Genomic DNA, 25,565 nt, shown 5'->3' with positions numbered 1-25,565 from the left:
TTTTTGGTTTATAATAGAAATCAAATTTATGGATAAAACTTTTAATTGAATATGAAAATCTTTGTCAAAGTTTTAAACTTGATACAGATACCTGAGATTTGTGTAAAAAAAAATTCCAAATCTCAACAAGAAAGTTGGAATTTGGAATTTTAAAAATTGTATAGTAAAAGGACTATTTCCCTTTGTTTGCTTCATTAATGTATTTTTCTAAAGCCATTGTCATAGAAGGTGTTTCAGGTGTTGGAGCAAGAATATCGATTCTTAAACCATGATCTAAAGCTTCTTTTTGAGTTGTGCTTCCAAAAACAGCAATTCTGGTATTGTTTTGTTTAAAGTCCGGGAAGTTTTTAAATAATGATTTGATTCCGGTTGGACTAAAAAATGCTAAAACGTCATAATAAACATCAGCCAAATCAGATAAATCACTCATTACCGTTTTGTAAAAAACAGCTTGTGCCCAATCTACTTTTAAGTTGTTTAAGGTTATAGGTGCATCTGCATTCAATTGATCAGAAGCTGGTAACAAGAATTTTTCGTCCTTGTATTTTTTGATAAGAGGAGATAAGTCTGCAAAATCTTTTGCTCCAACGTAAATTTTACGCTTTCTGTACACTACATACTTCTGCAGATAAAATGCAACAGCTTCAGATTGACAAAAATACTTCAATCCTTCAGGAACTTTGTAACGCATTTCATCAGCCACTCTAAAAAAATGATCTACAGCATTTCGACTTGTTAAAATGATCGCAGTGTAATGATTAAGATCGATTTTTTGCAATCGAATCTCTTTTGCGCTAACCCCTTCCACATGAATAAATGGTCTGAAATCAATTTTTATTTTGTGTTTTTGTTGGAGCTCAAAGTAAGGAGAATTCTCCACTTTAGGTTCAGGCTGTGACACCAAAATTGTTTTCACTTTCATATTATAAACATTTTCTAAGCACTCCCTTTTGTAATCCAATAATAAAGAAAATAATAAGGGGCTATTTCAAGAGCGCAAAGATATAAAATAAAATAAAATAACTTACCGAATATTGCATTTTGATACGTTTTAATCGAAATAAAATACGAGTAGAGGCTTAGACACAGCGAAACGCCTATTATTGCTAGTGGAATAATTTTAGGAATATTGTCATAATAGAACAAAACGGCGTTGATTGGCAGAATTAAAACACCAATATACGTTCGATAGGTTACTTTTTGTAAGTTAAAAAGGTCGGCAAACTCATCAATATTGAAGGAAGTCGCTACAATTTTCTCAATTAAATACTTCGCGAGAATGAAATAAAGTAACAATGTCGCGATCTGAATGAATAAAATCCAGTCCGTTTTTAATACACCATAAGCACCGGTTTTTGGATCCTGCGAAAAAATGTGCATCGTAAGCTGAATGAAAAAAGCAAACGAAATAACCTGAACGAAAAACAAGCCAATTGTAAAGCTGCTTTTCAAGTGGTTATTATCACGATAAATTTTCGCGTATTTATCTGAGAAAATAAGCTTACTAAATTCGCTAAATCTAGTTTCGTAAGCTGATTTTGTCATCGCAACAACGGCAAAGGTCACCACAAATAAAAGTGTTGCCCAATCTTTGTTTTCTAGAATTCTGGGGTGAAGCTGTTCAATCATAACGACACAAAATTAGTAATTTTTTGTCTCAATACTTTTATTATATATTTATTATGAATCAAATGCTATAAAAAGTTTACTTTTGCGGTGAAATTACCGAGAAAAATGAATGATTGTATTGTCATAATTCCCACTTATAACGAAATCGAAAATATTGAAAGTATAGTTAGAGCTGTTCTTTCGCAACATAAACCTTTTCATCTTCTAATTATTGATGATAATTCGCCAGATTTCACTGCAAATAAAGTGATTACGTTACAGGAGGAATATCCTGGGAGATTATTTTTAGAAAAAAGAGCTAAAAAAGCAGGTTTAGGAACCGCTTATGTTCATGGTTTCAAATGGGCTTTAGAACGTAATTATGATTTCATTTTTGAAATGGATGCTGATTTTTCCCACAACCCCAATGATCTTGAAAAATTGTATGACGCCTGCCATTTTGGAGGTGCGGCATTAGCTGTTGGATCTCGTTATGTAACAGGTGTAAATGTGGTAAACTGGCCTTTGAGCCGCGTGTTAATGTCTTATTTTGCTTCGGTGTATGTGAAATTCATTACCGGAATGAAAATTCATGATGCAACTGCAGGTTTTGTTTGTTATAAGAGAGAAGTATTAGAGAAGATAAATCTGAACAAAATTAAATTTGTTGGATATGCTTTTCAAATTGAAATGAAATATCGAACATATTGTGGTAAATTTGAAATAACAGAAGTTCCTATTATTTTTACGGATCGTACTAAAGGAGTTTCGAAAATGAGCAATGCCATTATCAAGGAAGCTATACTTGGAGTTATTTCTCTTCGATTAAAAAAATTATTCAATACATTATAAAGCCAGGGCGATGAACAGGATTTTAATCAAAAATGCTAAAATTGTAAACGAAGGATCAATTTTTGAAGGTGATGTTTTGATCGAAAACGACTTAATTGTTGAAATTTCAGACAGCATTAGCCTAAAAACATCTGATTGTAAAGTAATAGATGCCGAAGGAAGTTATTTAATACCGGGCGCAATTGATGATCAGGTTCACTTTAGAGAACCAGGATTAACACACAAAGGAGATATAGAATCAGAATCGAGAGCAGCAGTTGCAGGAGGAATTACTTCTTTCATCGAACAACCCAATACGGTTCCGAATGCCGTTACTCAGGAAATCCTTGAAGACAAATACGAAATTGCAGCCGAAAAATCATTTGCGAATTATTCGTTTATGATGGGCGCAACCAACGACAATCTGGAAGAAGTTTTAAAAACGAATCCAAAAAATGTAGCTGGGATTAAAATATTTCTTGGTTCTTCAACCGGAAATATGTTGGTTGATAAAGAAGAAACTTTAGAGAAAATCTTTTCAAGTACACCAATGTTAATAGCGGTTCATTGCGAAGATGAAACTACAATTCAAAATAATCTTGCCGCATTCAAAGAGCAATATGGTGAAGATATTCCGGTAACGGCGCATCATTTAATTCGTAGTGCTGAAGCTTGTTATATTTCATCTTCAAAAGCGGTGGCTTTGGCGAAAAAAACAGGAGCAAGACTTCATATTTTTCATCTTTCAACTGCGAAAGAAATGGAGTTGTTTACGAATAAAATTCCATTAGAAGATAAAAAAATCACAGCTGAGGTTTGTGTACATCATCTTTGGTTTACCGATGAAGATTATAAAACGAAAGGAAATTTCATTAAATGGAATCCTGCAGTAAAAACGGCCGAAGACCGTGCTGAACTTTGGAAAGCCTTAAATGATGGTCGTATTGATGTTATTGCTACAGATCACGCCCCTCATACCAAAGAAGAAAAAATGCAATCGTACTTAAAAGCACCTTCTGGAGGTCCGCTTGTACAACATGCTGTCGTGGCAATGTTTGAGGCGCATCATCAAGGGAAAATAAGTGTCGAGAAAATCGTGGAAAAAATGTGCCACAATCCGGCTAAAATTTTCAAGATCGAAAAAAGAGGTTTTATTAAAGAAGGTTATTTTGCCGATTTGGTAATTGTGAATCCGAGTTTGCCCTGGAGTGTGAAACCAGAAAATATTTTATATAAATGCGGTTGGTCACCGTTTGAAAATTTTACTTTTAAATCCAGAATCACGCATACTTTTGTGAATGGAGAAATGGTTTATAATAATTTCAAAGTAAAAGACATCCGTGCTGGAAAAAGATTATTGTTTGACAGATAAAAAAGGTAAATGAAGAATTTTGTATTTATAATATTGGTTTTGTTTCTTTCTGTAAGTTGTAAAAAAGAATTGGTCAAAGAGCCAAAAAGACTTATTGAGAAAGGAAAAATGATTGATATTATGTATGATTTGTCTCTTTTGGATGCAATGAAATACCAAAATCCATTGTCTTTGGATTCTATTAATTCTGATCCAAAGAAATTTATTCTTAGAAAATATAAAGTAGATAGTCTTCAGTTTGCACAAAGCAATATTTATTATGCCGCAGATTATGATACATACAAAGATATGTATGATGAAATTGGTAAACGATTAGCAGTGAAACAAAGAGCTGTTGATTCGATTGTTAAAATTGAACAGAAAAAAGCAGAAAAAAAGAATAAGCTTAAGTTGAAACTAAAAGATTCGATAAAAGAACCTGTGAGAAAGCCGGTAATTAATGGCGCAGTAAAAGAGGAAGCTATGTAAATTTAGGTTCTATAATTTCGAAACGTCTTTTATATAGTGATGAACATCCAGAAAAACCGTTCCCAGAACGGTTTTTATTTTTTCATTAGAATAAAGATTTTTTGAATAAGAAGCTTTGGCAGTTGCTTTTGTCATACGTCTTTTTTGAAAAAACAAGGTCGAAAATATTCCATCGGCAATCCAAAGAAAATTCATTACTATAGGACTTGCGTGCAAGTGTGGTTTTTTAACCTTGAGTGCTTCAGCAATCGTATTTAAAATATCACGGAAAATAATATTGTCTGCAATCAAAGTAAACCGTTCGTTTTTAATGTTGCTTTTCATCAATTCATACGATATTCTCACGACATCATCTACAGTGATAAAACCGGTGCTTCCAAGCATGTAGAATGAAAGTCCGTTAGCGACTCTTGTATAAAGTTCAGCACTTCCTTCTGGGAAGATTTTTGCACTTCGAATTGGTCCTAAAATAACGCCCGGATTTACTATAATTACATTTAAACCTTCCTGAACAGCACGCCAAACTTCCATTTCGGCACCATATTTAGAAATGGCGTAATCGCTGTGTGGTTTTTCCGGATTCCAGTCGGTTTCTTCTGTGATATATTTTTCGTGTGGTGCCGGATCTCCCAAAGCAGCTATCGAACTTACAAAACAGAATTTTTTTATTCCTTTGGCTAAAGAAAAATTAACCATATTGGCTGTTCCTTCTATATTTGTCTTTCGTAGTCCATCTTCATTTTTGGGGTCAAATGAAATCAAAGCTGCGCAGTGGTAAACGTATTCGATATCAATAAAGGCAATTTCGAGTGAAGGAACGTCTAAAATATCGGCTTCAAGCCAATTAATTTTTTCAAATAAATCCGTTTTTCCATAAAGTTCAAAAACAGATTTTGCTTTCTGAATGTTATTGGGGTTTCTGTAAATTGCCCGAACGTTTTCTCCATTTTCGATTAAATGAAGTAATAAATGCGCGCCAACTAAACCTGTTCCTCCAGTTACTAGTACCATTTTGTAAATATATCGATTTTGGTTTAAAGGTGCAAAGGTGCAGAGCTACAAAGTTGCAAAGCTTTTGGGCTTTGAACTCTAATAAAAAATACTGCCGGAATAATGTTTTTAAATATTCTGACAGCATTTTAAATATACTAAAATTGTTTTAGAAAACCGTATAAGATAATAATAAATCTACACTGCTGTAATGAGTAGAAAAGGGCATGTAGTTGTTAAGTAAGTTTTTGCTAGCATTGTATCTGATTTCGGTGCTAATTTTGTTTTTAAAATTGTAACCAAGACCGCAAGCAAAGTTTCCTTGTGCTTTTCCGTCTAAATTTACAAATTTAGATTCATAAGTAAATTTTCCGCCTAAGGTAACAACATAAGCAGCATTTATAAATATTTTTGAATTTTGATTTAAAAAGAAATAATGACGCACGCCTACCGGAAGGCTAAAACCTGAATATTTTACGGTAGATGGATGTTCAACATGTTGACTGTTAGTTACGCTGTATAATACGCCGTAATCTTTACTGTCTTCGTATTTTTGATAAAATAATCCCAGGAATGCGCTCCATTTATTTTTGTTGAATGGGAAAATATATTCTCCTTCAAGGCCAAATGTTGGCTGAGTTTTGTTCTCATATTTCGCATTTTGATATCCAGAACTTTCTGCTCCGTCTACTGTTAGAGATGTAAAACTTGCGCCAGCAGATACTTTTAAATAAATGATGCCTTTGTTTTTAGTGCTTATAGTTTTTTCAATCGTGGCAGCATCAGCGTCGTTGTACTTTAAAAAATATTTAACTAATGGTTCTGTTTTGTATGTCAGCCTTTTGATTTCATTTTCACTGGTATTTTCGTTCTGTACGTTATTGAATAACTGTTGCTTGAAATAATTATTTTCTTCTGTTGTTCTGGCTCCAGTTTGATCGTTTATTGAAAGATATTCTTTAAAAACAAGCTGTTCTGTAGGAACATTGGCTGTTTCATAAAAGAATCTTAGCATATCTTTATTAAGATAATAGTACAATGTTGCTTTTCCTTCTACTAATTTTTTTAAAAAGATCGTTTCTTCTTTCCAGACAGGGTTTTTTGTTGTTGTAATATTTTCTAATCGATTATCTGACATGTCAATTTTTACAGTTGCTCTTTTGAACGACGCGCCGTTTTCGACGCTAAATTCTTTTACTGTCGTAATGGTTTCTGTTTTAATATCATTATCATCAATAGAAATTTTATACTGGAAGTCGACAGGGTTGTTGTACCAGTCAATGTTTTTTATAAAACATTGTGTTTTAATTCCGTTATTTGAAATAAAATAACCTTTCTCGAAAGAAATTTGAGCATTAATTGACGAGAAATAAAGGAATAATGTAAGGAGTAAAAGTTTTTTCATATTAGTGATTTGGTTGACGAAAATATATAAAATCGATTATGTTTTTTTACGTGTTTCCACATTTTTATTTTTTTTGAGATTGAAAGTTGCTTTTACCATTGCTATTGTTTTTTGCCATTGCCATTGCCATTGATTATATTTGCACAAATTATTTTAAAAAATGAAGAATCTAGTTGAAGAATTAAAGTGGCGCGGGTTATATCATGATAGCATGCCAGGAACGGAAGAACAATTGCTAAAGGAAGTAACTACGGCATATATTGGTTTTGATCCAACGGCAGATTCGCTACATATTGGTAGTATGGTTCAGATCATTTTATTGGTTCATTTAAATAGAACCGGCCATAAAGCAATTGCTTTGGTTGGTGGTGCAACAGGAATGATTGGCGACCCGTCTGGAAAATCTGACGAAAGAAATTTACTGAACGAAGAAACTTTGGCTAAAAACGTAGCCGGAATCAAAAGTGTTTTGTCTCGTTTCTTAGATTTTAATTCAACAGCATCGAATGCTCCAATTATGGTAAATAACTATGACTGGATGAAAGAATTCTCTTTTATTGATTTTGCCCGTGAAGTTGGAAAACGTATCACGGTAAATTATATGATGGCGAAGGATTCTGTTAAAAAGAGATTGAGTGGAGAAGGAGAAGGAATGTCTTTCACGGAATTCACTTACCAATTGATTCAGGGTTATGATTTTTACCATTTATATAAAAATAACGGCTGCCTTTTGCAAATGGGAGGTTCTGATCAATGGGGTAATATTACCACAGGAACGGAATTAGTACGCAGAATGGGTGGGGAAAGTGCAAAAGCATTTGCTTTAACAACACCATTAATTACAAAAGCTGACGGATCTAAATTCGGGAAATCTGAAGGAGGAAATGTTTGGTTGGATGCTGATAAAACTTCAGTGTATAAATTCTACCAGTTTTGGGTAAATGCAACAGATGTTGATGCTGAAAAATATATCAAAATCTTTACTTTTTTAGATAAAGATACAATTGACACTTTAATTGAAGAGCATAAAAACGCTCCGCATTTAAGAGTTTTGCAAAAGAAATTGGCTGAAGAAATCACAATTTTTGTTCACAGTAAAGAAGAATTAGAAAAAGCGATTCAGGCTTCGAATATTTTGTTTGGAAACTCAACTGCAGACGATTTGAAACAATTGGATGAAGTGACTTTTTTGGAAGTTTTTGACGGAGTGCCTCAAGCAGAAATTGCAAAAGCTGATTTGGAAAATGGATTGGATATTGTTTCTGTTTTAAACGAAAAGACAGGTTTTTTTAAATCGAACGGAGAAGCTAGACGAGCTTTAACAGCGAATTCAATTTCGGTAAACAGAGAAAAAATCAAAGAAGATTTTGTTTTAACTTCAAATGATTTAATTAATAAACAATTTGTGTTATTACAAAGTGGAAAGAAAAATTATTTTGTGATTAGAGTGGTTTAATCGGTTAACTGTTTAATCGTGTAATTGTTTAATCGGTTCGTAAAAGCGATTTAACGATTTACCAAATCAACGGTTAAACTATAAAACCATTAGGTTGCAACCACGAATATCAGAATTATCAAAACGTCCCAATACCTCGAAAGAGTTGTTGGGATATTTTTTGCCCAAATCCTGCGTGGCGATAAAAGAGCATGAATTGATGTTGGCTAAATCAATAACGTTGATTCCACCTGTTTTTCCATCATTCACGTAAGTGAGTGCATCTTCAGGATCGCGAACCAAAATGTGCATCCAGGACGGACATTCAAAAATACCTTCACCTAAAGAATAGGCTTGCGCCAAAAGTTCGGTCATGCCATATTCAGAATGAATAGCATTTACACCAAAACCTTTACAAAGTTGTTCGTGCAATTCTTCGCGAATCATTTCTTTGCGTTTTCCTTTCATGCCGCCAGTCTCCATAATAATGGTGTTTTGAAGATTGAATTGCTGTTTTTCAATCAAATCCAACAAAGCGTAAGTAACACCAATTAAAATCACATTTTGCCCGGATTCATCTAATTCGGTCAGTTTTTTAATTAAGTCGTCATGATTGTGTAAATAAAACCCGCTTTCAGGCTGATTGGATAGCTTTATAAGGTCTTCGACCATGTAAATAAGTGAAGATCCATCGCGTTCGAGATACGATGGCAAAAGAGCTAAAACAACGTAATCTTCGATGTTGCCATAAAATTGAGAAAATCCGTTGCGGTAACTTTCTTCATAAAGAGAAGCATCGGTAACTAAATGTCTGCTGGTAATCATTCCGGTTGTACCGCTGCTGGTAAAAGTAACCTGAGGAGAATCGGAATTAGAAACAACCTCATGACTTTTGAAAAATTGTATGGGTAAAAAAGGAATTTGTTTCAAAGATTTTACCTGTTGTGGATTTACTTTTAGAAAATCACAAAAATCACGATATACCTTATTGTTCTCGTGTTGAAAACGAAACACTTTTAGTGCTATTTTTTCAAATTGTTTCTGACTCGAAATGGTAAAAATATCGTTGGCTGTGATCAAAACTTTTTTTTTACAAAGATATTGTTTTTTAGTTTTCAGTCTCGGTTTTCAGTCTCAGTTTTATACGCAATGTGCTTAACTGAATACTGTGACTGTAAACTAAAAAAAGCTCCAAATTGGAGCTTTCTTAATTATGTTTTACCGAATAATGAGCTTTCGGGTTGCGGATGCATTTTCTTCGTAAATTTTGATGATATAGACACCAGGAACCAAATCAGATACGTTTAATTCTTTTGAAGACAAATGGGTTTGGATTACTTTTTTACCCAAAACATCAAAAACGATTATCTCTTTCTCTAAGTCATTTTTAGAGGAGATATAAACCTTTCCGTTTGTCACTGGATTAGGGTACAAGCTTAGTCCCTCAATAGTTGTAGGCTCTTGAGGTTTTGGTAATTGCTTACTGTCTTGTGCCGAGACACTTACAGTAAAGAAAAAAGCCAATAAGAATGTAATATAAAAGTAGTTTTTTGCCATCGCGTTATTTTGGTTACAGTAAATATACAAAAAAAATTACAAAAACTACACCAAAAAAAAACATCCTAAATATTTAGGATGTTTTTAACAATTATATTTTTTTAATACTATTTAGTCAAGTCAACACCGTCAACTGTTGCCCATGCACCACCCGTTAAAGAAGCTCCTGTTGCAGTAGCGCTTTGAACGAAAGTTCCAGTAGGGAAAGCAACAACAATAGCTGATGTAGCTCCGATTGGCAATACGTTTGTTGTGTTAGTGATTTTTACATTTAAAAGTTTAATTTTAGATGTTTTCACTTGGTGATCGTTTGTTGCAGCATCTAAGATACTAACTGCAGATCCTGTGTATACAGTTCCAGCTGCATTTGTGAAGTTACCGTAACCATCAATGATGATGTTGCTGTATTCTCCGTTACCTTCTCTTTTGAATTGGAAAGCATCAACTTGATTGTCTCCAACTTCAGGAACGTTTCCAGCTGCTCTTCTTAAAGTAATGTTAGAAACTTTTGGTCCAAAAGCATTGTCATTTAAAGACGCTTCGATTTCCATTCCGTAGTTACCTTTTCCAGTTTGGTAAGCATACCAGTTTGTATTTGTTTGACCTTGCCATCCATCTTGCCAGTCAAATGAATCATCATAGTTTCCGTAAGAGATAGAATTTGTTAAACTTACAGTTCCTCCGAAGAATTCGTATCCGTCATCAGCACCTTTGTAAGATACTAAGTGATCTAATACTGTTCCTGAACCTACTGAATAGAAAGTAAAACCATTGTTTTCTTTATCTCCATCAGCTAATTTAGATCCAGCATATTCTACTCTTGTGTATACTAATGAACCGCTATTGTCATTTGCAACAGCTCCACCGTAAGCAATTTTGTTACCATCTTCAGATGTACCAGAAGTTCCTCCACCAGCTACTTTTACAGGAGCGTCACCATAAACAATGATACCTCCCCAAGAACCTGGAAGTTTTGATTTTTCTGTGAAAACAACTGGTTTGTCAGCAGTTCCGTTAGTGATTAATTTTCCACCTTTTAAAACAACTAATGCGTTGTCTCCGGTAGCTTTATCAATAGTAATTGTTGATCCTGCATCAAAAGTTACAGTTACACCAGCATTAATTTTTACAATTCCTTTTAAAGTATAGTTACCGTAAGCATAAGTTTTGTTTGCAGTAATTGTACCAGAGATTTCACCTGTTGCAGGAGTAGGAGTAGTAGGTGTTGGATTGTCGCTACTAGAGCAAGAATTTAAGAATAAACCTGTAGCAAGAGCTAAAGCAAAAAGTTTAGTTTTCATAATTTGTGTGTTGTATTATTCGTTTTTTATTTTTGTCAAAATTAGAACGGAAATCCTTTTTAGGTGTTATCTCAGTATTACATTACAGTTATCAAAAACCAACTAAAATGTCAAGGGAATGTTAAGAGATTTTTGATGATAGTTTATAAACAAAAAAAAAGCCCCAGATATCTGGAGCTTTCGTTTTATATAGTGTGAGGGTACTAAAAAGTGTATCCTAGTTTAACAGAAAAACCAACTCCTTTTTTATAGCTTTGAGCTAATAAAGATTCTTCTGCAACTTTGATAGTTCCTTCGTTTCCGAATTCTAATCTTCTTGCAGGATTTAGTAAGTTGTCAGCAGTAAACTTCACATCAAAGTGCTCTGAAATTTTGCTTGCCCAAACAAGATCCAATTGTGATACAGGTAATTCATAAGTATGATCCTGACCGTTTGTTCCTACTGCATAAATTCTTTTTCCGAATACACCGTAAACAAGAGACATCGTATTTGTCCAGTCTTTTCCTAAATTGAATTCATATTTCAAATCTGAATTTACTAACCAGTTTGATGCGCCTTGTAAATCTCTTGAACCTTTGTGTGTTTCTATTGATGGATTAATAGTAACTACTCCATCCTCATCTGCTGAAGCATATGTTGGGCTTACGTTCACTTTAGTAGCCATTAATGTACCGTTTAATCCAAATGAGAATGCTGAAAGATCTTCGCTAATTCTGTTTAGTCCAAAAAGGAACTCAGCTTCAAGTCCAAATAAAGTTGCATTGTCAGAATTTAAGAATGTTGTAACAGTTCCTGTTGTAGCATTCGAAACAAAAGTTCTTTCAATTGGGTTATCCAAATATTTTGCAAATGCACCTACAGCAAACATTTCTTTTGCAGAAGGGAATAATTCGTACTTTAAATCTGCATTATAATTATCACTATTTTTTAATAATGAATTTCCTTGTACTGAAGTTCCATCAGCATTTTGGTAAGAGATCGGGAAAGATTCCATTATTACCGGTTTTGTGTATGTTTTACTTGCAGCAAAACGCAGGTTTGATTTTTCATTCATCAAATATTTTACGTTCAATGAAGGTAAAACATATAAGTTATCGTATGTACTTACTCTAAACGGAGAGTCAAAACTTCCTAATCCTCTGTACTTTGTTTCCTTGGTTGTGCTTTCAACCCTTACACCAGCGTTAAGTTCGTATTTTTCTCCAAATTTTAAAAGTAAATTAGTGTAACCTGCATTGGCAGTTTCTGTAAGTTTTACTTTCCAGGTTGAATTAGAGTTTTCTTCAAAAGAAGTTCCGTTATTAGCCTGAAGATCGCTTATGATGTGATCATTTATATTGTTTATGCTAGAGGTAAACAAACCACCACGGCTAGAAACAAATCGGTAAGAAGATTCCATTCCTGAAGTATTACCGTTGTAACCAACTGTTAATTTGTTTTGTTTTCCATCTTTTCCAAACTTAAGGTTGTACTCCGCCATTGCTGATAGAAATGAGTTTCCGTCTACAGTTAAATATTGGCGTAAAAAGTTATTCCCTCCGTATGAAGTGTTAATCTCATCTTCGCCTGTTTTTTGTCCTGTAAAGAACTTTCTGTCAGGTTGCTCGAACTTTGTATCAGCGTAAGAAACACCAGCTTTTATTGTTTGATTTTTATCTTCTGTCAAATTATATTCACCTAATAATTGAAAGTTCAAATAATCACTTTTGTCTAATTGATTCGTACGGATTAATGTGTTTTGAATAGCTGTTCCACCGGCTTGACCAAATTGATCTCTTATCGAGTTCAAAGTAGTTTTAATATATAACGTATTAAAAGCTAATTTAAATCTGTTTGCATTGTAGTTTAATCCAACTAATGCAGACGTAGTAGTTTTAAAGCGGTAATCTGTAGTTACAAAATTATTAACGTATTTTGAACCTGTAGTCTGAATATCTAAAGTTCTGTCAACACCTTCTCTAATTGCATAGTTATTATCATAATTAATAGATAATAAATAAGAGAAAGAACGTTCGTTGCTTAAATCAAATTTTTCTGAGTGAAGTAAATTTAAGCTGGAATTTAAAGGACTTTTGTTTTTGCTTGCGTTAAAACCTTTATCGCCACTCACAGAGCTTAAAGCCTGATCGTTTGTGAAAGCTGTTTTTGAAGCATTTGGACCTAAGAAACTTGGTAGTTCTCTGTCTTTTCCGTTAAATCCGAAGAAACCGGCAGCAGTATCAGCATCGCTTGAAAGTAAGAAATCTTTAAAGCTGTTTCCTGTTGTGTATCCAAAACCAAGGTTTAATTTAGTTACACTTTTGCTTGCTTTTGATGTTTGAATATTAAATGTTCCACCAGCAAAATCACCATAAATATTTGGGTTAAATGTTTTATAAACATCAATTACTCCCACAATGTTTGTTGGGAATAAATCCAAAGGAACGATTTTAGAAAATGGATTGTTTGAAGGTGCAGCAAGTTCGTTAATCAATAAGTTGTTGTAACGATCTTCAAGACCACGAACAAATAAACCTCTTGATCCAACTTTGCTAATTCCGGTTATTTTTGTCAAACCTTCCTCAACATCACTAACCCCTTTTCTAGACATTTCCTGTGCACCAATACTTTGTTTGATAACTACAGCATTTTTTTGGTCTAATAATAAAGCGGTTTCTTTTTCTCTGTTGGTACTAGCAGATTTTACTACAACATCATTAAGGGTGTAACCTCCTGAAGAAAGAACCTGATTTACAGTAACAGTTTCGTTTGATTTAACTGTTACAGGTTTTTCTACAGATTCATATCCTACGAAGCTAAAAATAATAGTATAAGTTCCAGGATTTACATTTATGGAATATTTTCCGTCAATGTCAGTGTTAGCGCTAATGTTAGTTCCTTTTATAAGGACATTTGCAAAAGGTAAAACTTCATTATTCATTTCTTTGTCAGTTAGTACGCCAGAAATTGTACCTTTGTTTTGAGCGATCGAAATCGTGCAGATAAATAATGTAATAATTAGAAATTTTAAATTGAATTTCATTTCAGTGTTGTGTTTAATTTATTTTTGTGCAAAGAAATGACCGCACTGTAAAGTTCATGTTAGCTACTTGTTATGTTTTTGTTCCGTGTAGATTATCAAATTGTTACCAGATTAAATTACCGTTAACACGAATTTTTAACCGTTGATTTATTGTTATATTTACCATCGCAATTAAAAATCATCGGATTTAGAAGAATAGAATTTGATGAAAAAACTCAATTTTTGCTATTTTATGAAAAAAACACAAACCAAGATCTTATTAGTTGACGATGAACCGGATATCCTGGAAATTGTAGGCTATAACCTTGCTCAGGAAGGCTACCAAATTGTAACAGCTTCAAATGGAAAAGATGCCATTGCAAAAGCTCAAAAAGAATTGCCGGACTTAATTATTATGGATGTAATGATGGCTGAAATGGACGGAATGGAAGCCTGTGAACACATCAGAAAAATCCCTGAATTAAATAATGTTATCATAACGTTTTTAACGGCAAGAAGTGAAGACTATTCGCAAGTTGCTGGTTTTGACGCTGGTGCTGATGATTATATTACAAAACCAATAAAACCAAAATTATTGGTCAGCAAAGTAAAGGCTTTGTTAAGAAGGTTAAAAGAACAAGAAGTCGTTAGCGATACCTTAAATGTTGGAGGTATTGAAATTAACCGTGAAGAATATAAGATTATAAAAGGGAATGTAGAAATTGCATTACCGAGAAAAGAATTCGAATTGTTCTATTTATTAGCTTCAAAACCTGGAAAAGTTTTTAAAAGAGATGAAATTCTTGATAAAGTTTGGGGAAATGAGGTAGTTGTAGGTGGAAGAACTATCGACGTTCACATCAGAAAACTACGTGAAAAGATTGGAGAAGAGCTTTTTAAAACAATAAAAGGAGTAGGATACAAATTTGAAGTTTAGTTTTTTTAAAGTTACTAAGCTTCTAAGATACTAAGTCGCTAAGGTTTTAGTGCAACACTGGAATTTTAGTTAAGATTTAAACGGATTCAGATTGTTTTAAAAACATTCAATAAATTTAAACCATATAAGAAATTGAANNTTCAATTTCTTATATGGTTTTTGAGTTAAGCTTATTTTTTCTTAATCTCTTAATGGTTAAATAATATCAATGAAAATTAATTTTAAAAAAACATACAAATTTGCTGTCAAATCGGCATTGTACATAAGCCTTTTTGCTACTGGATTTGTGCTGATGCTGATGTCTTTGTTTTATAAAGGCCAATTGAATCATCAAATCGCTTTTGGAATAATTTTTCTTATATCCATTTATATTTTCTCGTTCTTGGTTTTACAATATCGCGTAGAACGTTTCATTTATAGAAGGGTTAAGAAAATTTACGATGAGGTTTCCTTATTAGAATCAACTACGTTGATTAATCAGCCGATTACTACAGACATGGAAACGCTTTCACGAGAAGTGAAAAAGTTTGCCACCGATAAAAAACTGGAAATTGAAATGCTCGAAATTCGTGAGCAATATCGAAGAGAGTTTTTAGGAAATGTTTCGCACGAACTAAAAACACCTCTGTTTACTGTTCAGGGTTATGTTTCTACTTTATTAGATGGTGCGATGGATGATAAAAATATCCGAAAAAAATATTTAAAACGTGCCGAGAAGGGAGTAGAGCGTCTTATCTATATAGTTGAAGATTTAGATATGATTACCAAATTGGAATCTGGTGATCTGGATTTGAATATGACTGATTTTGACATTGTAGAATTGATTCAGAATGTTTTCGATTTATTAGAAATGAAGGCGGACAAAAAGAAGATCAAATTGGCTTTTGAAAGTCGAAATGTGAAATCAGTTATTGTTCGGGGAGATAAGGACAGAATTCAACAAGTTCTGGAGAACCTGATTGTGAACTCTATTAAATATGGAAAAGACGGTGGTTTGACAGAAGTTGGTGTCGTAAATTTAACCAAGAAAAAAGTCTTAATTCGTATTAGCGATAATGGAGAAGGTGTCGAAAAACAAAATATTCCAAGACTTTTTGAACGTTTTTACAGAGTTGATAAAAGCGGAACACGATCTGAAGGTGGTTCTGGTTTAGGTTTGGCAATCGTAAAACATATTATTGAGGCGCATAAAGAAAAAGTGTATGTAGAAAGTGAGTTCGGAATTGGTTCTGAATTTTCTTTTACACTTGAAAAAGCAAATAAAGTAATAAAACCTGAGGTTAAGTAATTGTAAGTTCAGCTAAGATAAAGTACCGTAAAATAAGGCCTGCAGAATGCAATAATGATTACCTAACTATTTCGAAACAAATATTCTTATAATAGTAACGTCTTGTTAATGATTTCTTAACATAGGTAGTTACATCTTTGCACCTGAAACGGAGTGTCAAAGAAAAGAGAAATAATGAAAGTAAAACTTTTAGCAATGTTGTTGCTATTTGCGTGTGTTTCAAACGCACAGGAACTAAGTAAAGAAGATGTAAAAAAAGAAGTAGTTCGCCTTCTGGATTCCATCAATAAAGCAAAACTACCAGATACCAAATCGGGCGTTAGTAACGACGAACATTGGTATGACAGAATCTCTTTAAGAGGTTATGCTCAAATTAGATACAATGGTTTGTTATCTACAAATGATAAAGTTTCCTGTGAACAATGTGATAAATCGTGGGGTACAACTTCTACAGCTCCGGATGCAAAAGCAAACAACGGACTTTTTATCAGACGTGCACGTTTAGTATTTTCAGGTCAGGTTCATCCAAATGTTTTCTTCTATTTTCAACCTGATTTTGCCAGCTCACCAAGTACCGGTATTCAAAACTTCGTTCAGATTCGTGATTTATATTTTGATCTTTCTTTTGATAAGAAAAAAGAATATCGTGTTCGTGTAGGACAAAGTAAGATTCCGTATGGTTTTGAAAACATGCAGTCAAGTTCGCAACGTCTGGCTTTAGATCGTAATGATGCTATGAACAGTGCTATATTAAATGAGCGTGATTTGGGAATTTTCTTTTACTGGGCTCCGGCCGAAATAAGAGAGCGTTTTGCAATGTTAGTAAAAGATGGTTATAAAGGTTCTGGCGATTTTGGAGTTTTTGCCTTTGGAGTTTACAACGGACAAATTGCAAACAAACTGGATGGAAACAGAGATTTGAACGTAGTGGCCAGAGTAACCTATCCTTTTGTAATAGGAAGTCAAATTATCGAACCTGGAATTCAGGCTTACACAGGAAAATGGGCTTTTACAGGAGAGATTTCTTCGGGAGTAATAGTAAATGACCCTCAATATGTGAAAGACCAACGAATTGGAGCAACTTTTGTTTTGTATCCAAAACCTTTCGGAATTCAGACTGAATATAATATTGGGAAAGGACCACGCTACAATACACTAACCAATACCGTTGATGAAACAGATTTGAATGGAGGTTATGTTTTACTAAACTATAAATGGGATCTGAAAAAACAACATATTTATCCGTTTGCCAAATTTCAATATTATGATGGAGGGAAAAAATATGAAAAAGATGCCAGAAGTTATGTCGTAAGAGATTACGAACTTGGTATTGAATGGCAGCCTTTTAAAGCCTTCGAATTCACTGCCGAATACGTTATTGCAGACAGAACTTTTGAAGACAGTGCACTTCCGATAAACCGTCAGCAAGGAAATTTATTGCGATTACAAGCGCAGTTTAATTTCTAAACTATTCTTCAAAAACAGAAAATAACTTGTCCCAATCGATATCATTTTTAAACTGAGACAAACCTTTAAACGACTTTACTTTTGAAAGATCTTCAATGGTAAAGTCGTCTTGCATTGCGTACGGTACCAAATTCTCATCCTGAAGTTTTATCGCCAGATATTCCTGCTCATATTGCCCCGGAGTTGGTATAAAAAAGGCTTTTTTACCCAATTTTGCTAAATCCATTACCGTTGTATAACCAGAACGGCATAGAACAAATTCACTCTCATTAAAAGTTTGTTCCAACTGTTTCGAGTTCATAAAATTGTAATAGGTAACATTTCCGGCTTGCCATTTGTTTTGTGTTTTTTCTACAATTCCCTGTACAAAAACTACTTTGCCATTAAAGTTTACAATTTCTTTTTGCAATTTTTCATCCAGATACGTACGTTGAGGTTCTGGCCCGGATAAAATAATCATCAAATCATAAACTTTGGGTGTTTCCTTCTGGCGCATTCTGCTTAACGGACCAATATATTTTAAATTTAGTTCGCTGGTTTTCAAATGCCCTAAATCACCCGTTAAATTGGTTGCTTCATTTGTATCGGGAACCCAGCATTCGGTATATTTTTTAATAATATGCTGATGACACTTGCTGGTAAACCAAGTAGTATTTCCCGTCATGACATTCAATTGATGTGTCATAAAAACAGAGGGAATTTTTCGGCTAAAAACGCCTAATCTATTGTCTGAAATGATGCCGTCAATACCGTGTTTCTTGATCCAGGAATTCACTATTTTTTTTTCGTCCAAAATAGCCGTAATCATTTTTGGAAGGTTCTTAATCAGTTTCCATTTAAAATTTTTGCCATTTTTAGCATATTCAATATGATAAGATGGTAATTCTAAAGTTTGTATGTAAGGAAATTCTTTTCGAAGTAAAGCAAGCGCAACTCCATCAGAAGCAATAATCGGAATAAAATTGTTCTCTTGAAGCGCTTTAATAATTGGGATACATCTTGTGGCGTGGCCTAATCCCCAGTTTAATGGAGCAACTAAAATTGTTTTGTTCGCAGAATAGTCAATGCTCATAGTTTAACGCTTTTTAAAAACGAAGATAAAGAAATATGTTTTTTAAGCTATTTCGGACATATTACTAAATTATTAACTCAATATTTTATTTAAGGTTCTAAGGTACTAAGGGGCTGAGGTTCTAAGTTTTTTTTGCTTAACAAACAAAAAAGCCGAACATAAGTTCGGCTTCAAAAGTTTTTTATCTTATAATCTCAATCCCAAAGCTTCGGGATAAAACCTTAGAACCTTAGAACCTCAGCACCTTAGTACCTCAGAACCTTCTCTAATCCTGAATATACGTTTTATTTCCATTCTTATTAATGTAGTATTTTCCGCCACGAGGACCAGTATAAACTTTTTTACCGTTATATTCTCCTGTAACTTTATCCGGAACTGAGGGTGCTTTTTCGTTAGTTTCTTTTAAAGTTTTTGCGGAAGTTTTTTTAGTTGAAGCGGCATCTTTTTTAGCTGTTTTTGATGCTGCATCAGCGCTTGCTGCAGATTTTTTGGCTTTATCAGCATTGCTTGTAGCTTTTACAGCTTCTTTGTCTGCTGATTTTTTAGTTGTGCTTGCAGATTCTTTTTTAGCTTTTGCTGATGCTTTAGTAGCGTCATCTGCAGATTTTTTAGCTTTTGCTGATGCTTTAGTAGCGTCATCTGCAGATTTTTTAGTTGCGGTTGTTGATTCTTTTTTAGCTTTTGCCGATGCTTTAGTAGCGTCATCTGCCGACTTTTTAGCTTTTGCTGACTCTTTTTTTGCATCTGCTGCTGCTTTATCTGCATCAGCTTTTTTCTTTTTAGCCGTTGCTTCACTCTTGGCTTTTGTTGTTGTTGCAGTTTCCTGACCGTAAAAATTACCAGACAAAACAACTAGAAAACAAAGTAGAAATAATTTTTTCATGAGGTTAAGAGTTTAAAATTCAATTAAAATTAATCAATTTATTAGTAGCTTTTTCGTAAAGTGCTAAAAATAAGCACGAAGCTGAATATTTCCTGTATGAACCGTTGCGCCAGTCTCGCTTTTACGCCCCTGATAATTTAAATTAACATCTAAAAACTGTGTGATATTTTTCTGCAAAAGCAATTTCCATACTAAGTTTTGTCCGGCCTGAAGCCCTTCTAACATCTGAAAACCTACAGAAGAAAATTCATTTCCGTTAAATTTATTTTCATAGAAAGAAAATTCGCCATTTAGTGTGACTTTCTTTTCGCCCGCATAAGAAAAGGAGGTTCCAAGTCGGTTTTGGTGTAAAGTTTCTAAATTTCCAATTTGATTTTCTTTGTTCTGAAATTCATAAAAGAAATCTAAACTGGTGTTTTTTGAAAACAAATAACTGATTTTTGGTGCAATTTGATATCCTTTTAAGTTATAGTTTTTTTCAATAAAGTCTTCCGAAACCAAATCGGTTTTAATGGTTTTGGTAAAGAAATTAAACAACCAGCTTTTTTGATACAAATGCGCGTACTGCAATTGATGTGAATTGTTTTTTACCGTTTGCGAACCTACCGAAAGTAAATTCTTCCCTTTATTTAAAAGATAAGTATACGTAACCGAATGCTTTTGTTTTCCCCGATTGTAAAATAAACTGTTTCTGAAACTCGAGTTTAATCCCAGAATATTTTCTTCAGAAGATGCAAACGGATTGAGTTCTAAACGTTCGCCTTCACTTTTTACTTTTCGATCCATTATAAAGGACGTCTGATTGTAAAAATAGGAAGCAAATTTTTTAAAGCCTTTCCCATTTTGCCATTGCAACGGATTAAGGGCCACAGATTGTGAAAACTTATTTTGATTGGTTTTTATATATACCTGATTCGGCAAAAAGATCCTGATAAATCTGGCCTGATCTGAATATTGGGCAATTTCAAATTCTTCTAATTCCTGAATTCCGTTACCGTTATAATCATTCCAGGTATAAACTCCCTGACCAGTTGGCACTTCAATATAAGTAAATTCCTGTTGCGCAATCGTTCCTGAACTGGTCTCGTATGTGGTTCCGAGTTGCATTAATTGATTAAAAAACCGATCAGTGTATAGAATTCTGGAGTTTAAAGAAGGTTCGTTTTTTTTGGAAACAGCTGTAAAATCGAGTGTTCTGTAACTTGCATAAACCGCTAAATCTGTTGTTTTATTCTGAATTAATTTTGATCGTAAAAAATACGTTTGAGAGTTGTTTACATGCTGCAATAATCCGTTTTGTAAACTGTCGTTTCGTCGTTGTAAAAAGCCTAACTCAGCAAAAACTTTCGTGCTGTCACCGCGACCAATAAAAGCACCATATTCTGAAAATCTTTGGCTCAGGGCCGAAAACTGATTGGTAACTTTATCTTTTTCCTGATTGTCCTCAACTTGAAAACTGGCTCCAATCCAGTTTTTCCCAAAATGATATTTGGTTCTGGCTTGATTTCTAACGAATTTCGAGTTTGAAGTTGTAGCATCAGAATTCAAAAAACTACCCTGATTTTCAATAGTCCATTGCTTCAATTTGAAAAATGCAGTTGTAGTATGTCGCGATCCGGAATAACTTTCAGTATAATCTAACTTTTCAAATTGATAGGTAAATAAACCAATGTTAGCTGTTTTCTTTTTAGCAAATAAATTAAAATTCAAACCTGTAACTAAGAGACTTTGATTTCCAAAAAGTGTGGTGTTTAAGTTCCAGTCACGGTTAAATTCAATATTGTACAAACGCTCAACAGATCTAAAATCTTCTTGTACATATTGATAGTTGGCAAATCCATCCAAAGTCCAGTTTCTGGTAAAAAGACGTTTTTTGATGTTGGTTTTAAAAGCAAGTCCATTATTGTTGGCATCATCAATGCCCGAAAATAAATTTTTATCGTTGCTGCTCATCGCAATTTCAAAATCTGCAAGCGTTTTTTCGTCCGGATTGTATTTTCCTAAAAAAGTAGCAACCTGAATTTTTATTGGTGCAATCAATTGAACAATAGGTTCGTAATTTCCTTGTGGAATTCCGTTTACTGGAGCAATATATTCAAAAATCCGTTCGACTGTATTACTGTTTTGAACGATGTAATTTCCGAGATTATTCCCAACAAGACTAAATTTTACGTTGTATAATACTTCATTAGGATCACTTGAATATTCATAAACTTCAACCGAATTGAGAAGTGTTTTCCTGTAAAGAATTTTGTTATCGGCATATTTGTCAACGTAGGCAGATGGAGCAGTCATTAATGCAGGATCATCTCCGGCCTGACTTAGAATTTGCACTTGATCTCTTGAAAGATTTTGTTGTAAAGGCTGATTTTTTAAATCATTTTCAGAATATAAATAACCTCCAAAACTCCAGTTTTTACTTTCATGTGTAGCGCCAGCGTACGTCACTAGTCGATTATAATTTCGTTCTGAATATTGGTATTCGACATTAATTCTCATTTCAGAAGTAATCGTAAAAAGAGAAGTGAAAACAATTTCTCCTGCGTTGTAATCAATCACATAATCATTGTTTTCACCACGTTTCAGTAAAACACCATTCACATACACGCGCTCAGAGCCAGAAATAACCAAAACATACAATTCGCCATTTTGTCCTTTTAATTTATATGGACCCTGATTGCCTTCCTGTCCGGTAAAAGTACTTTTGGCATATTGTCCTTTCACAAAAGCGACCGATGCAAAAACGTTGGTTTTATTCTCGTCTGTCCCAAAATTAAAATTGGTAGAAAGGCCCTGAACCTTTTTATTGAAACTTAAAAACTGAGTTTTTCTGTTTTCTAAAAAAACATCACCTGCCCGAATGTTCCAGTCATTGCTAAAAAGTTCCATGAAAATATTATCAAACTGATCCAGTTTTTGAGAATAGCCACCATCCTGTAACGGAATGTTACTATCCTGAAGCGAAGCACGCAGACTAACTTTATCTGATATTTTTCCGGTAATCTGAAGGTCAAGATTGGAGTTTAAAACCGTATTTTGATTATTACCAACAGTTACACCACGTGTAATGCTTCCAGAAGTATTTAAGCCATCAAATGGAGTAACTTTTTTGGAGTTTTGATTGTCTATCTTATATAATTTCTCGGTACCAACGTCGTTACTCACTACCTGACTTTCTTTATAAAGGCCATATTCTTTGGTTAGAAAATCGGGATATTTTAGATAATTGACAATTAAAGTGTCAGCAGTTGATGAGAATCTTTCATTTAAAACTAAAGTTCCTTTTTGAAAGTCGATTTTATAAAAGGTTGTATCTATAGGTTCATTCCGGGTATTTAAAAGCTGGAAAAAACTGGAGTTGATACTGAATTCTTCTATGTGAATGGTGTCACGGGTTGCAACTACTTTTTTAGTTTTGTACGCTGATTCTGTTTCCTGAGCCTGAAGTCCAGAAAACCAGATAAAAACCGTTAAAAACAGTAATTTTTTCAACATAAATACTTTAACTCTAAAAAGCCAAAAGTAGTATTTATAATTGGGAATTGTTACGCCGGATATTTTAGTTTCCTTATCAAATAATGGAAGTTACTGCTTGAATGTAGAAAATTTTACAATAATCAATAGTACCGCAATTACTAATGAAGTTGTAATTATAATCGTAGGATTCGCATAATTGGCGTGCCAGCCAAATTCTTTAATTCTTTTTGGAAAATAAGCCCTTTTATCTTTTGGATTGTAATAAAACATTCCCCAAATCCAGTTATTCGGATCGTTTTCCCATTCATTTTTGGTTTCTTCACCTGGGTCGTTGTTGTAGTCCATAGTTTTGAAAATGTTTTTCGTAAATACTCTTTATCTTTTCAAAAAGAGCGTAGTAAATTTAATGAATTTAAGTTATTGCGGATTGAGTTGTTTCGAAATTTATCTCCTGTTTCGTATTTGAACAATCATAATAATAAAAAGGGAAACGGCCAGAACTATTGAAATTACCATTTTAATGATATTACAAGTATGACTGGAGCGATAAAAAAAGTATTGCAATACTATATTTTAAAATATATAATTTCATGTTTGCCGGAATGACTGAAGCTTACTTATTTGAGGTTTATGAAAAGATAAAAACGATAGCAATTAAAACGATGACTAGAAAAACTGAGTTGGGATTAGCAAAATTGATAGTCCATCCTAATTGTTTGATCTTCTTTGGAGGAAATAATCTGCTGTCTTCAGGGTTGTAATAAAAAATTCCCCAGATCCAGTTATTCGGATCGTTGTGCCATTTGTTTTGATTTTCAGGTTCGCTATTAAAACTCATGGATTACCTTCTTAATTTTTTTTGTAAGGCTAAGTTACAATTTTGTAAGTGCTTTTATTATGCGATTATCGGGTAAATAAGCTACTAGCTTGTTTTTTAATTTGAAAATAAATTCATTTTTTGTGAGTATATATTTATAAAAGTGTCCTCTATTGTTTTGAAAGGAAAAACAATGTGAATTATGAATATTCTGATAGGGAATAAACTCAAAATACTGAGAAAAAATAAAGACATGTCGCAAGAAGAAGCGGCAGATTATCTTCATATTTCACAATCGGCTTATGCCAGAATGGAAAGTGGAGAAAGTTGTTCTTGGGCAAACCATATTTTTAAAATCTGTAAAATTTTTGATATAGCGCCCGAAGACTTGTTAAAGGTCGAAATGAAACAAAAAGAAATAACTTCTCCTGATAGTGTCATTCAAATGTCAGATAATGTAATTGAACAATACGAAGAACGAATAAAGGAGCTGAAAAAGATAATTAAAGATTTGAAAGCGAATAAAAAATACCAATAGCCGTAATTTTTTTTAGCTTTGTCCTGATAAAATAAACTTAAATTATGGATACAGGTAAAGAGCTTTTATTCTTTTTTAGTGCTTTGGGAGTTTTCAATGGAATTATTTTGGGCGTTTATTTCTTCTTTTTTACCAGGAAAAAATACCTTACCAATTATTTTCTTGGAGCACTTTTATTTGCATTAAGCATACGAATTGGAAAATCTGTATTTGTATACTTTGATTCTGATTTGCCAAAAATGTATTTACAATTTGGGCTTACAGGCTGTTTTTTTATTGGTCCTTGTTTGTATTATTTTCTTAAATCGGCAACGGAAGAAATCAATATAATGCCGAAATCCTGGAAATTCACACTTTTATTCTGGGCGATCCTTATTATTACTATTGGTGTTCTGTTTCCGTATGAATATTATCCAAAGCTTTGGCGCGGTTATTTTATAAAAATTATTTATTTTCAATGGTTCGTTTACCTGGTTTTTTCAGGTTTTGCTATCAAGGATATTTTGGCAAAAATCATGAGCAGAAAACAGAAAGCAACTCCGGCAGAAACGTGGTTTGGAATGCTTTTTATTGGGAATTTTTTATTGTTTCTTTTTTATTTTCTTTCCATAATGGGAGCTCCGGGCGCAACGTATATAAGTGGAGCAGTAGTTTTTTCTTTTATTCTGTATTTAATTATCTCGATTCTTTTATACCGAAAAAAGACAGACGATTTGTTTCTTTTAAATAATCATAAATATTCAGGTAAAAAAATAGATTCAGCAGAAGCAACAATTTTATCTGAAAAGCTGGAAAATGTAATGATAGAAAAAGAATTGTACAAAAACTCTAATTTAACTTTACAGGATCTGGCTCAGGAAGTAAACATTTCGAGTCATCAGCTTTCTCAATTTTTAAATAATAATCTGGGCAAGAACTTCACGAGTTTTATCAACGAGTTCAGAATAAACGAAGCTTGTAAAATTATAAAATCAACGGATAAATTTACTTTAGAATCTATTGGTTATGACGTGGGTTTTAATTCTAAATCAACCTTCTTTGCAGCTTTTAAAAAACATACCGGAAAGACACCTTTAAATTATCAACTGCAGTTTTCATAAGTAGTCAACAGAGTATC

Annotated in this window: 22 protein-coding genes; 9 read left to right on the top strand and 13 right to left on the bottom strand. The window is 33.4% G+C overall.

Annotated elements, in window-relative coordinates; translation table 11 throughout:
- Positions 1-172 precede the first annotated feature (172 nt).
- Both B0A65_RS00425 and B0A65_RS00420 read right to left on the bottom strand, forming a co-directional pair.
- Positions 173-922 (bottom strand): uroporphyrinogen-III synthase, encoded by a 750-nt coding sequence (locus tag B0A65_RS00425; RefSeq protein WP_074660879.1) that lies wholly within the window; start codon positions 920-922, stop codon positions 173-175.
- Positions 923-936: 14 nt separating this feature from the next.
- Positions 937-1,629, bottom strand: a complete 693-nt coding sequence (locus tag B0A65_RS00420) for a DUF4271 domain-containing protein (protein WP_074660880.1) — start codon at positions 1,627-1,629, stop codon at positions 937-939.
- Positions 1,630-1,734: 105 nt separating this feature from the next.
- Between B0A65_RS00420 and B0A65_RS00415 the strand changes: the two genes are divergently transcribed.
- The 3 genes from B0A65_RS00415 to B0A65_RS00405 are packed head-to-tail and all read left to right on the top strand — an operon-like array spanning position 1,735 to position 4,279.
- A complete protein-coding gene (locus B0A65_RS00415; protein WP_074660882.1) occupies positions 1,735-2,460 on the top strand; it encodes a polyprenol monophosphomannose synthase in 726 nt (241 codons plus the stop codon).
- A 10-nt stretch (positions 2,461-2,470) separates the two neighbouring features.
- Positions 2,471-3,811 carry a dihydroorotase gene (locus B0A65_RS00410; RefSeq protein WP_074660884.1) on the top strand — a complete coding sequence of 447 codons (1,341 nt, stop codon included), beginning with the start codon at positions 2,471-2,473 and terminating at the stop codon, positions 3,809-3,811.
- Between the two features lie 9 nt (positions 3,812-3,820).
- Positions 3,821-4,279, top strand: a complete 459-nt coding sequence (locus B0A65_RS00405; protein WP_074660885.1) for a DUF4296 domain-containing protein — start codon at positions 3,821-3,823, stop codon at positions 4,277-4,279.
- 9 nt (positions 4,280-4,288) lie between these two features.
- Here the strand turns inward: B0A65_RS00405 and B0A65_RS00400 are convergent, their stop codons facing one another.
- Positions 4,289-5,290, bottom strand: coding sequence for an NAD-dependent epimerase/dehydratase family protein (locus tag B0A65_RS00400; RefSeq protein WP_074660886.1), 1,002 nt, complete (start codon positions 5,288-5,290; stop codon positions 4,289-4,291).
- A gap of 148 nt (positions 5,291-5,438) precedes the next feature.
- Positions 5,439-6,674 carry a hypothetical protein gene (locus tag B0A65_RS00395; RefSeq protein WP_074660887.1) on the bottom strand — a complete coding sequence of 412 codons (1,236 nt, stop codon included), beginning with the start codon at positions 6,672-6,674 and terminating at the stop codon, positions 5,439-5,441.
- A 160-nt stretch (positions 6,675-6,834) separates the two neighbouring features.
- Here B0A65_RS00395 and tyrS point away from each other — a divergent pair, with 160 nt between their 5' ends.
- Positions 6,835-8,130, top strand: coding sequence for a tyrosine--tRNA ligase (tyrS, locus tag B0A65_RS00390; protein WP_074660888.1), 1,296 nt, complete (start codon positions 6,835-6,837; stop codon positions 8,128-8,130).
- Between the two features lie 78 nt (positions 8,131-8,208).
- On the opposite strand, the gene B0A65_RS00385 is transcribed toward tyrS, so the two are convergent.
- The 4 genes from B0A65_RS00385 to B0A65_RS00370 form a co-directional block, all read right to left on the bottom strand.
- The gene (locus B0A65_RS00385) at positions 8,209-9,189 is read right to left on the bottom strand and encodes a LuxE/PaaK family acyltransferase (protein ID WP_074660890.1); all 981 of its coding nucleotides are present in this window, start codon (positions 9,187-9,189) and stop codon (positions 8,209-8,211) included.
- Between the two features lie 138 nt (positions 9,190-9,327).
- Positions 9,328-9,666 carry a T9SS type A sorting domain-containing protein gene (locus tag B0A65_RS00380; RefSeq protein ID WP_026983519.1) on the bottom strand — a complete coding sequence of 113 codons (339 nt, stop codon included), beginning with the start codon at positions 9,664-9,666 and terminating at the stop codon, positions 9,328-9,330.
- A 107-nt stretch (positions 9,667-9,773) separates the two neighbouring features.
- Positions 9,774-10,967 carry a hypothetical protein gene (locus B0A65_RS00375; RefSeq protein ID WP_074660893.1) on the bottom strand — a complete coding sequence of 398 codons (1,194 nt, stop codon included), beginning with the start codon at positions 10,965-10,967 and terminating at the stop codon, positions 9,774-9,776.
- 203 nt (positions 10,968-11,170) lie between these two features.
- Entirely contained in the window at positions 11,171-13,990 is a 2,820-nt protein-coding gene (locus B0A65_RS00370) for a TonB-dependent receptor (RefSeq protein WP_074660895.1), read from the bottom strand.
- Positions 13,991-14,222: 232 nt separating this feature from the next.
- On the opposite strand from B0A65_RS00370, the gene B0A65_RS00365 reads away from it, so the two are divergent.
- The 3 genes from B0A65_RS00365 to B0A65_RS00355 all read left to right on the top strand — a co-directional run bounded on the left by B0A65_RS00365 (position 14,223) and on the right by B0A65_RS00355 (position 17,661).
- On the top strand, positions 14,223-14,906 hold the full coding sequence (locus B0A65_RS00365) for a response regulator transcription factor (protein WP_074660897.1): 684 nt from the start codon (positions 14,223-14,225) through the stop codon (positions 14,904-14,906).
- A 208-nt stretch (positions 14,907-15,114) separates the two neighbouring features.
- Positions 15,115-16,194 (top strand): sensor histidine kinase, encoded by a 1,080-nt coding sequence (locus B0A65_RS00360; protein ID WP_074660899.1) that lies wholly within the window; start codon positions 15,115-15,117, stop codon positions 16,192-16,194.
- Between the two features lie 171 nt (positions 16,195-16,365).
- Positions 16,366-17,661, top strand: a complete 1,296-nt coding sequence (locus tag B0A65_RS00355; RefSeq protein WP_074661029.1) for a porin — start codon at positions 16,366-16,368, stop codon at positions 17,659-17,661.
- A gap of 1 nt (position 17,662) precedes the next feature.
- On the opposite strand, the gene B0A65_RS00350 is transcribed toward B0A65_RS00355, so the two are convergent.
- The 5 genes from B0A65_RS00350 to B0A65_RS00330 form a co-directional block, all read right to left on the bottom strand.
- On the bottom strand, positions 17,663-18,733 hold the full coding sequence (locus B0A65_RS00350; RefSeq protein ID WP_074660900.1) for a glycosyltransferase: 1,071 nt from the start codon (positions 18,731-18,733) through the stop codon (positions 17,663-17,665).
- Between the two features lie 265 nt (positions 18,734-18,998).
- Positions 18,999-19,616, bottom strand: coding sequence for a hypothetical protein (locus B0A65_RS00345; protein WP_074660902.1), 618 nt, complete (start codon positions 19,614-19,616; stop codon positions 18,999-19,001).
- Between the two features lie 63 nt (positions 19,617-19,679).
- Positions 19,680-23,111 carry a hypothetical protein gene (locus B0A65_RS00340; RefSeq protein ID WP_074660903.1) on the bottom strand — a complete coding sequence of 1,144 codons (3,432 nt, stop codon included), beginning with the start codon at positions 23,109-23,111 and terminating at the stop codon, positions 19,680-19,682.
- 90 nt (positions 23,112-23,201) lie between these two features.
- A complete protein-coding gene (locus tag B0A65_RS00335; RefSeq protein WP_074660905.1) occupies positions 23,202-23,438 on the bottom strand; it encodes a hypothetical protein in 237 nt (78 codons plus the stop codon).
- 283 nt (positions 23,439-23,721) lie between these two features.
- Positions 23,722-23,931 (bottom strand): DUF5808 domain-containing protein, encoded by a 210-nt coding sequence (locus B0A65_RS00330; RefSeq protein ID WP_074660906.1) that lies wholly within the window; start codon positions 23,929-23,931, stop codon positions 23,722-23,724.
- A 181-nt stretch (positions 23,932-24,112) separates the two neighbouring features.
- Between B0A65_RS00330 and B0A65_RS00325 the strand changes: the two genes are divergently transcribed.
- A complete protein-coding gene (locus B0A65_RS00325; RefSeq protein ID WP_074660908.1) occupies positions 24,113-24,448 on the top strand; it encodes a helix-turn-helix transcriptional regulator in 336 nt (111 codons plus the stop codon).
- A gap of 44 nt (positions 24,449-24,492) precedes the next feature.
- Positions 24,493-25,548, top strand: coding sequence for a helix-turn-helix domain-containing protein (locus B0A65_RS00320; RefSeq protein WP_074660909.1), 1,056 nt, complete (start codon positions 24,493-24,495; stop codon positions 25,546-25,548).
- Positions 25,549-25,565 lie beyond the last annotated feature (17 nt).

The organism is Flavobacterium frigidimaris (assembly GCF_002217275.1).
Lineage (GTDB): Bacteria > Bacteroidota > Bacteroidia > Flavobacteriales > Flavobacteriaceae > Flavobacterium > Flavobacterium aquidurense.
This window is presented reverse-complemented; position numbering and strand designations above follow the sequence as displayed.

Coding starts and splice junctions, on each gene's coding strand:
- B0A65_RS00425 (WP_074660879.1), bottom strand. CDS start 922: ATGAAAGTGAAAACAATTTTGGTGTCACAGCCTGAACCTAAAGTGGAG.
- B0A65_RS00400 (WP_074660886.1), bottom strand. CDS start 5,290: ATGGTACTAGTAACTGGAGGAACAGGTTTAGTTGGCGCGCATTTATTA.
- tyrS (WP_074660888.1), top strand. CDS start 6,835: ATGAAGAATCTAGTTGAAGAATTAAAGTGGCGCGGGTTATATCATGAT.
- B0A65_RS00325 (WP_074660908.1), top strand. CDS start 24,113: ATGAATATTCTGATAGGGAATAAACTCAAAATACTGAGAAAAAATAAA.
- B0A65_RS00395 (WP_074660887.1), bottom strand. CDS start 6,674: ATGAAAAAACTTTTACTCCTTACATTATTCCTTTATTTCTCGTCAATT.
- B0A65_RS00340 (WP_074660903.1), bottom strand. CDS start 23,111: ATGTTGAAAAAATTACTGTTTTTAACGGTTTTTATCTGGTTTTCTGGA.
- B0A65_RS00360 (WP_074660899.1), top strand. CDS start 15,115: ATGAAAATTAATTTTAAAAAAACATACAAATTTGCTGTCAAATCGGCA.
- B0A65_RS00335 (WP_074660905.1), bottom strand. CDS start 23,438: ATGGACTACAACAACGACCCAGGTGAAGAAACCAAAAATGAATGGGAA.
- B0A65_RS00380 (WP_026983519.1), bottom strand. CDS start 9,666: ATGGCAAAAAACTACTTTTATATTACATTCTTATTGGCTTTTTTCTTT.
- B0A65_RS00320 (WP_074660909.1), top strand. CDS start 24,493: ATGGATACAGGTAAAGAGCTTTTATTCTTTTTTAGTGCTTTGGGAGTT.
- B0A65_RS00350 (WP_074660900.1), bottom strand. CDS start 18,733: ATGAGCATTGACTATTCTGCGAACAAAACAATTTTAGTTGCTCCATTA.
- B0A65_RS00365 (WP_074660897.1), top strand. CDS start 14,223: ATGAAAAAAACACAAACCAAGATCTTATTAGTTGACGATGAACCGGAT.
- B0A65_RS00375 (WP_074660893.1), bottom strand. CDS start 10,967: ATGAAAACTAAACTTTTTGCTTTAGCTCTTGCTACAGGTTTATTCTTA.
- B0A65_RS00405 (WP_074660885.1), top strand. CDS start 3,821: ATGAAGAATTTTGTATTTATAATATTGGTTTTGTTTCTTTCTGTAAGT.
- B0A65_RS00370 (WP_074660895.1), bottom strand. CDS start 13,990: ATGAAATTCAATTTAAAATTTCTAATTATTACATTATTTATCTGCACG.
- B0A65_RS00330 (WP_074660906.1), bottom strand. CDS start 23,931: ATGAGTTTTAATAGCGAACCTGAAAATCAAAACAAATGGCACAACGAT.
- B0A65_RS00420 (WP_074660880.1), bottom strand. CDS start 1,629: ATGATTGAACAGCTTCACCCCAGAATTCTAGAAAACAAAGATTGGGCA.
- B0A65_RS00415 (WP_074660882.1), top strand. CDS start 1,735: ATGAATGATTGTATTGTCATAATTCCCACTTATAACGAAATCGAAAAT.
- B0A65_RS00410 (WP_074660884.1), top strand. CDS start 2,471: ATGAACAGGATTTTAATCAAAAATGCTAAAATTGTAAACGAAGGATCA.
- B0A65_RS00345 (WP_074660902.1), bottom strand. CDS start 19,616: ATGAAAAAATTATTTCTACTTTGTTTTCTAGTTGTTTTGTCTGGTAAT.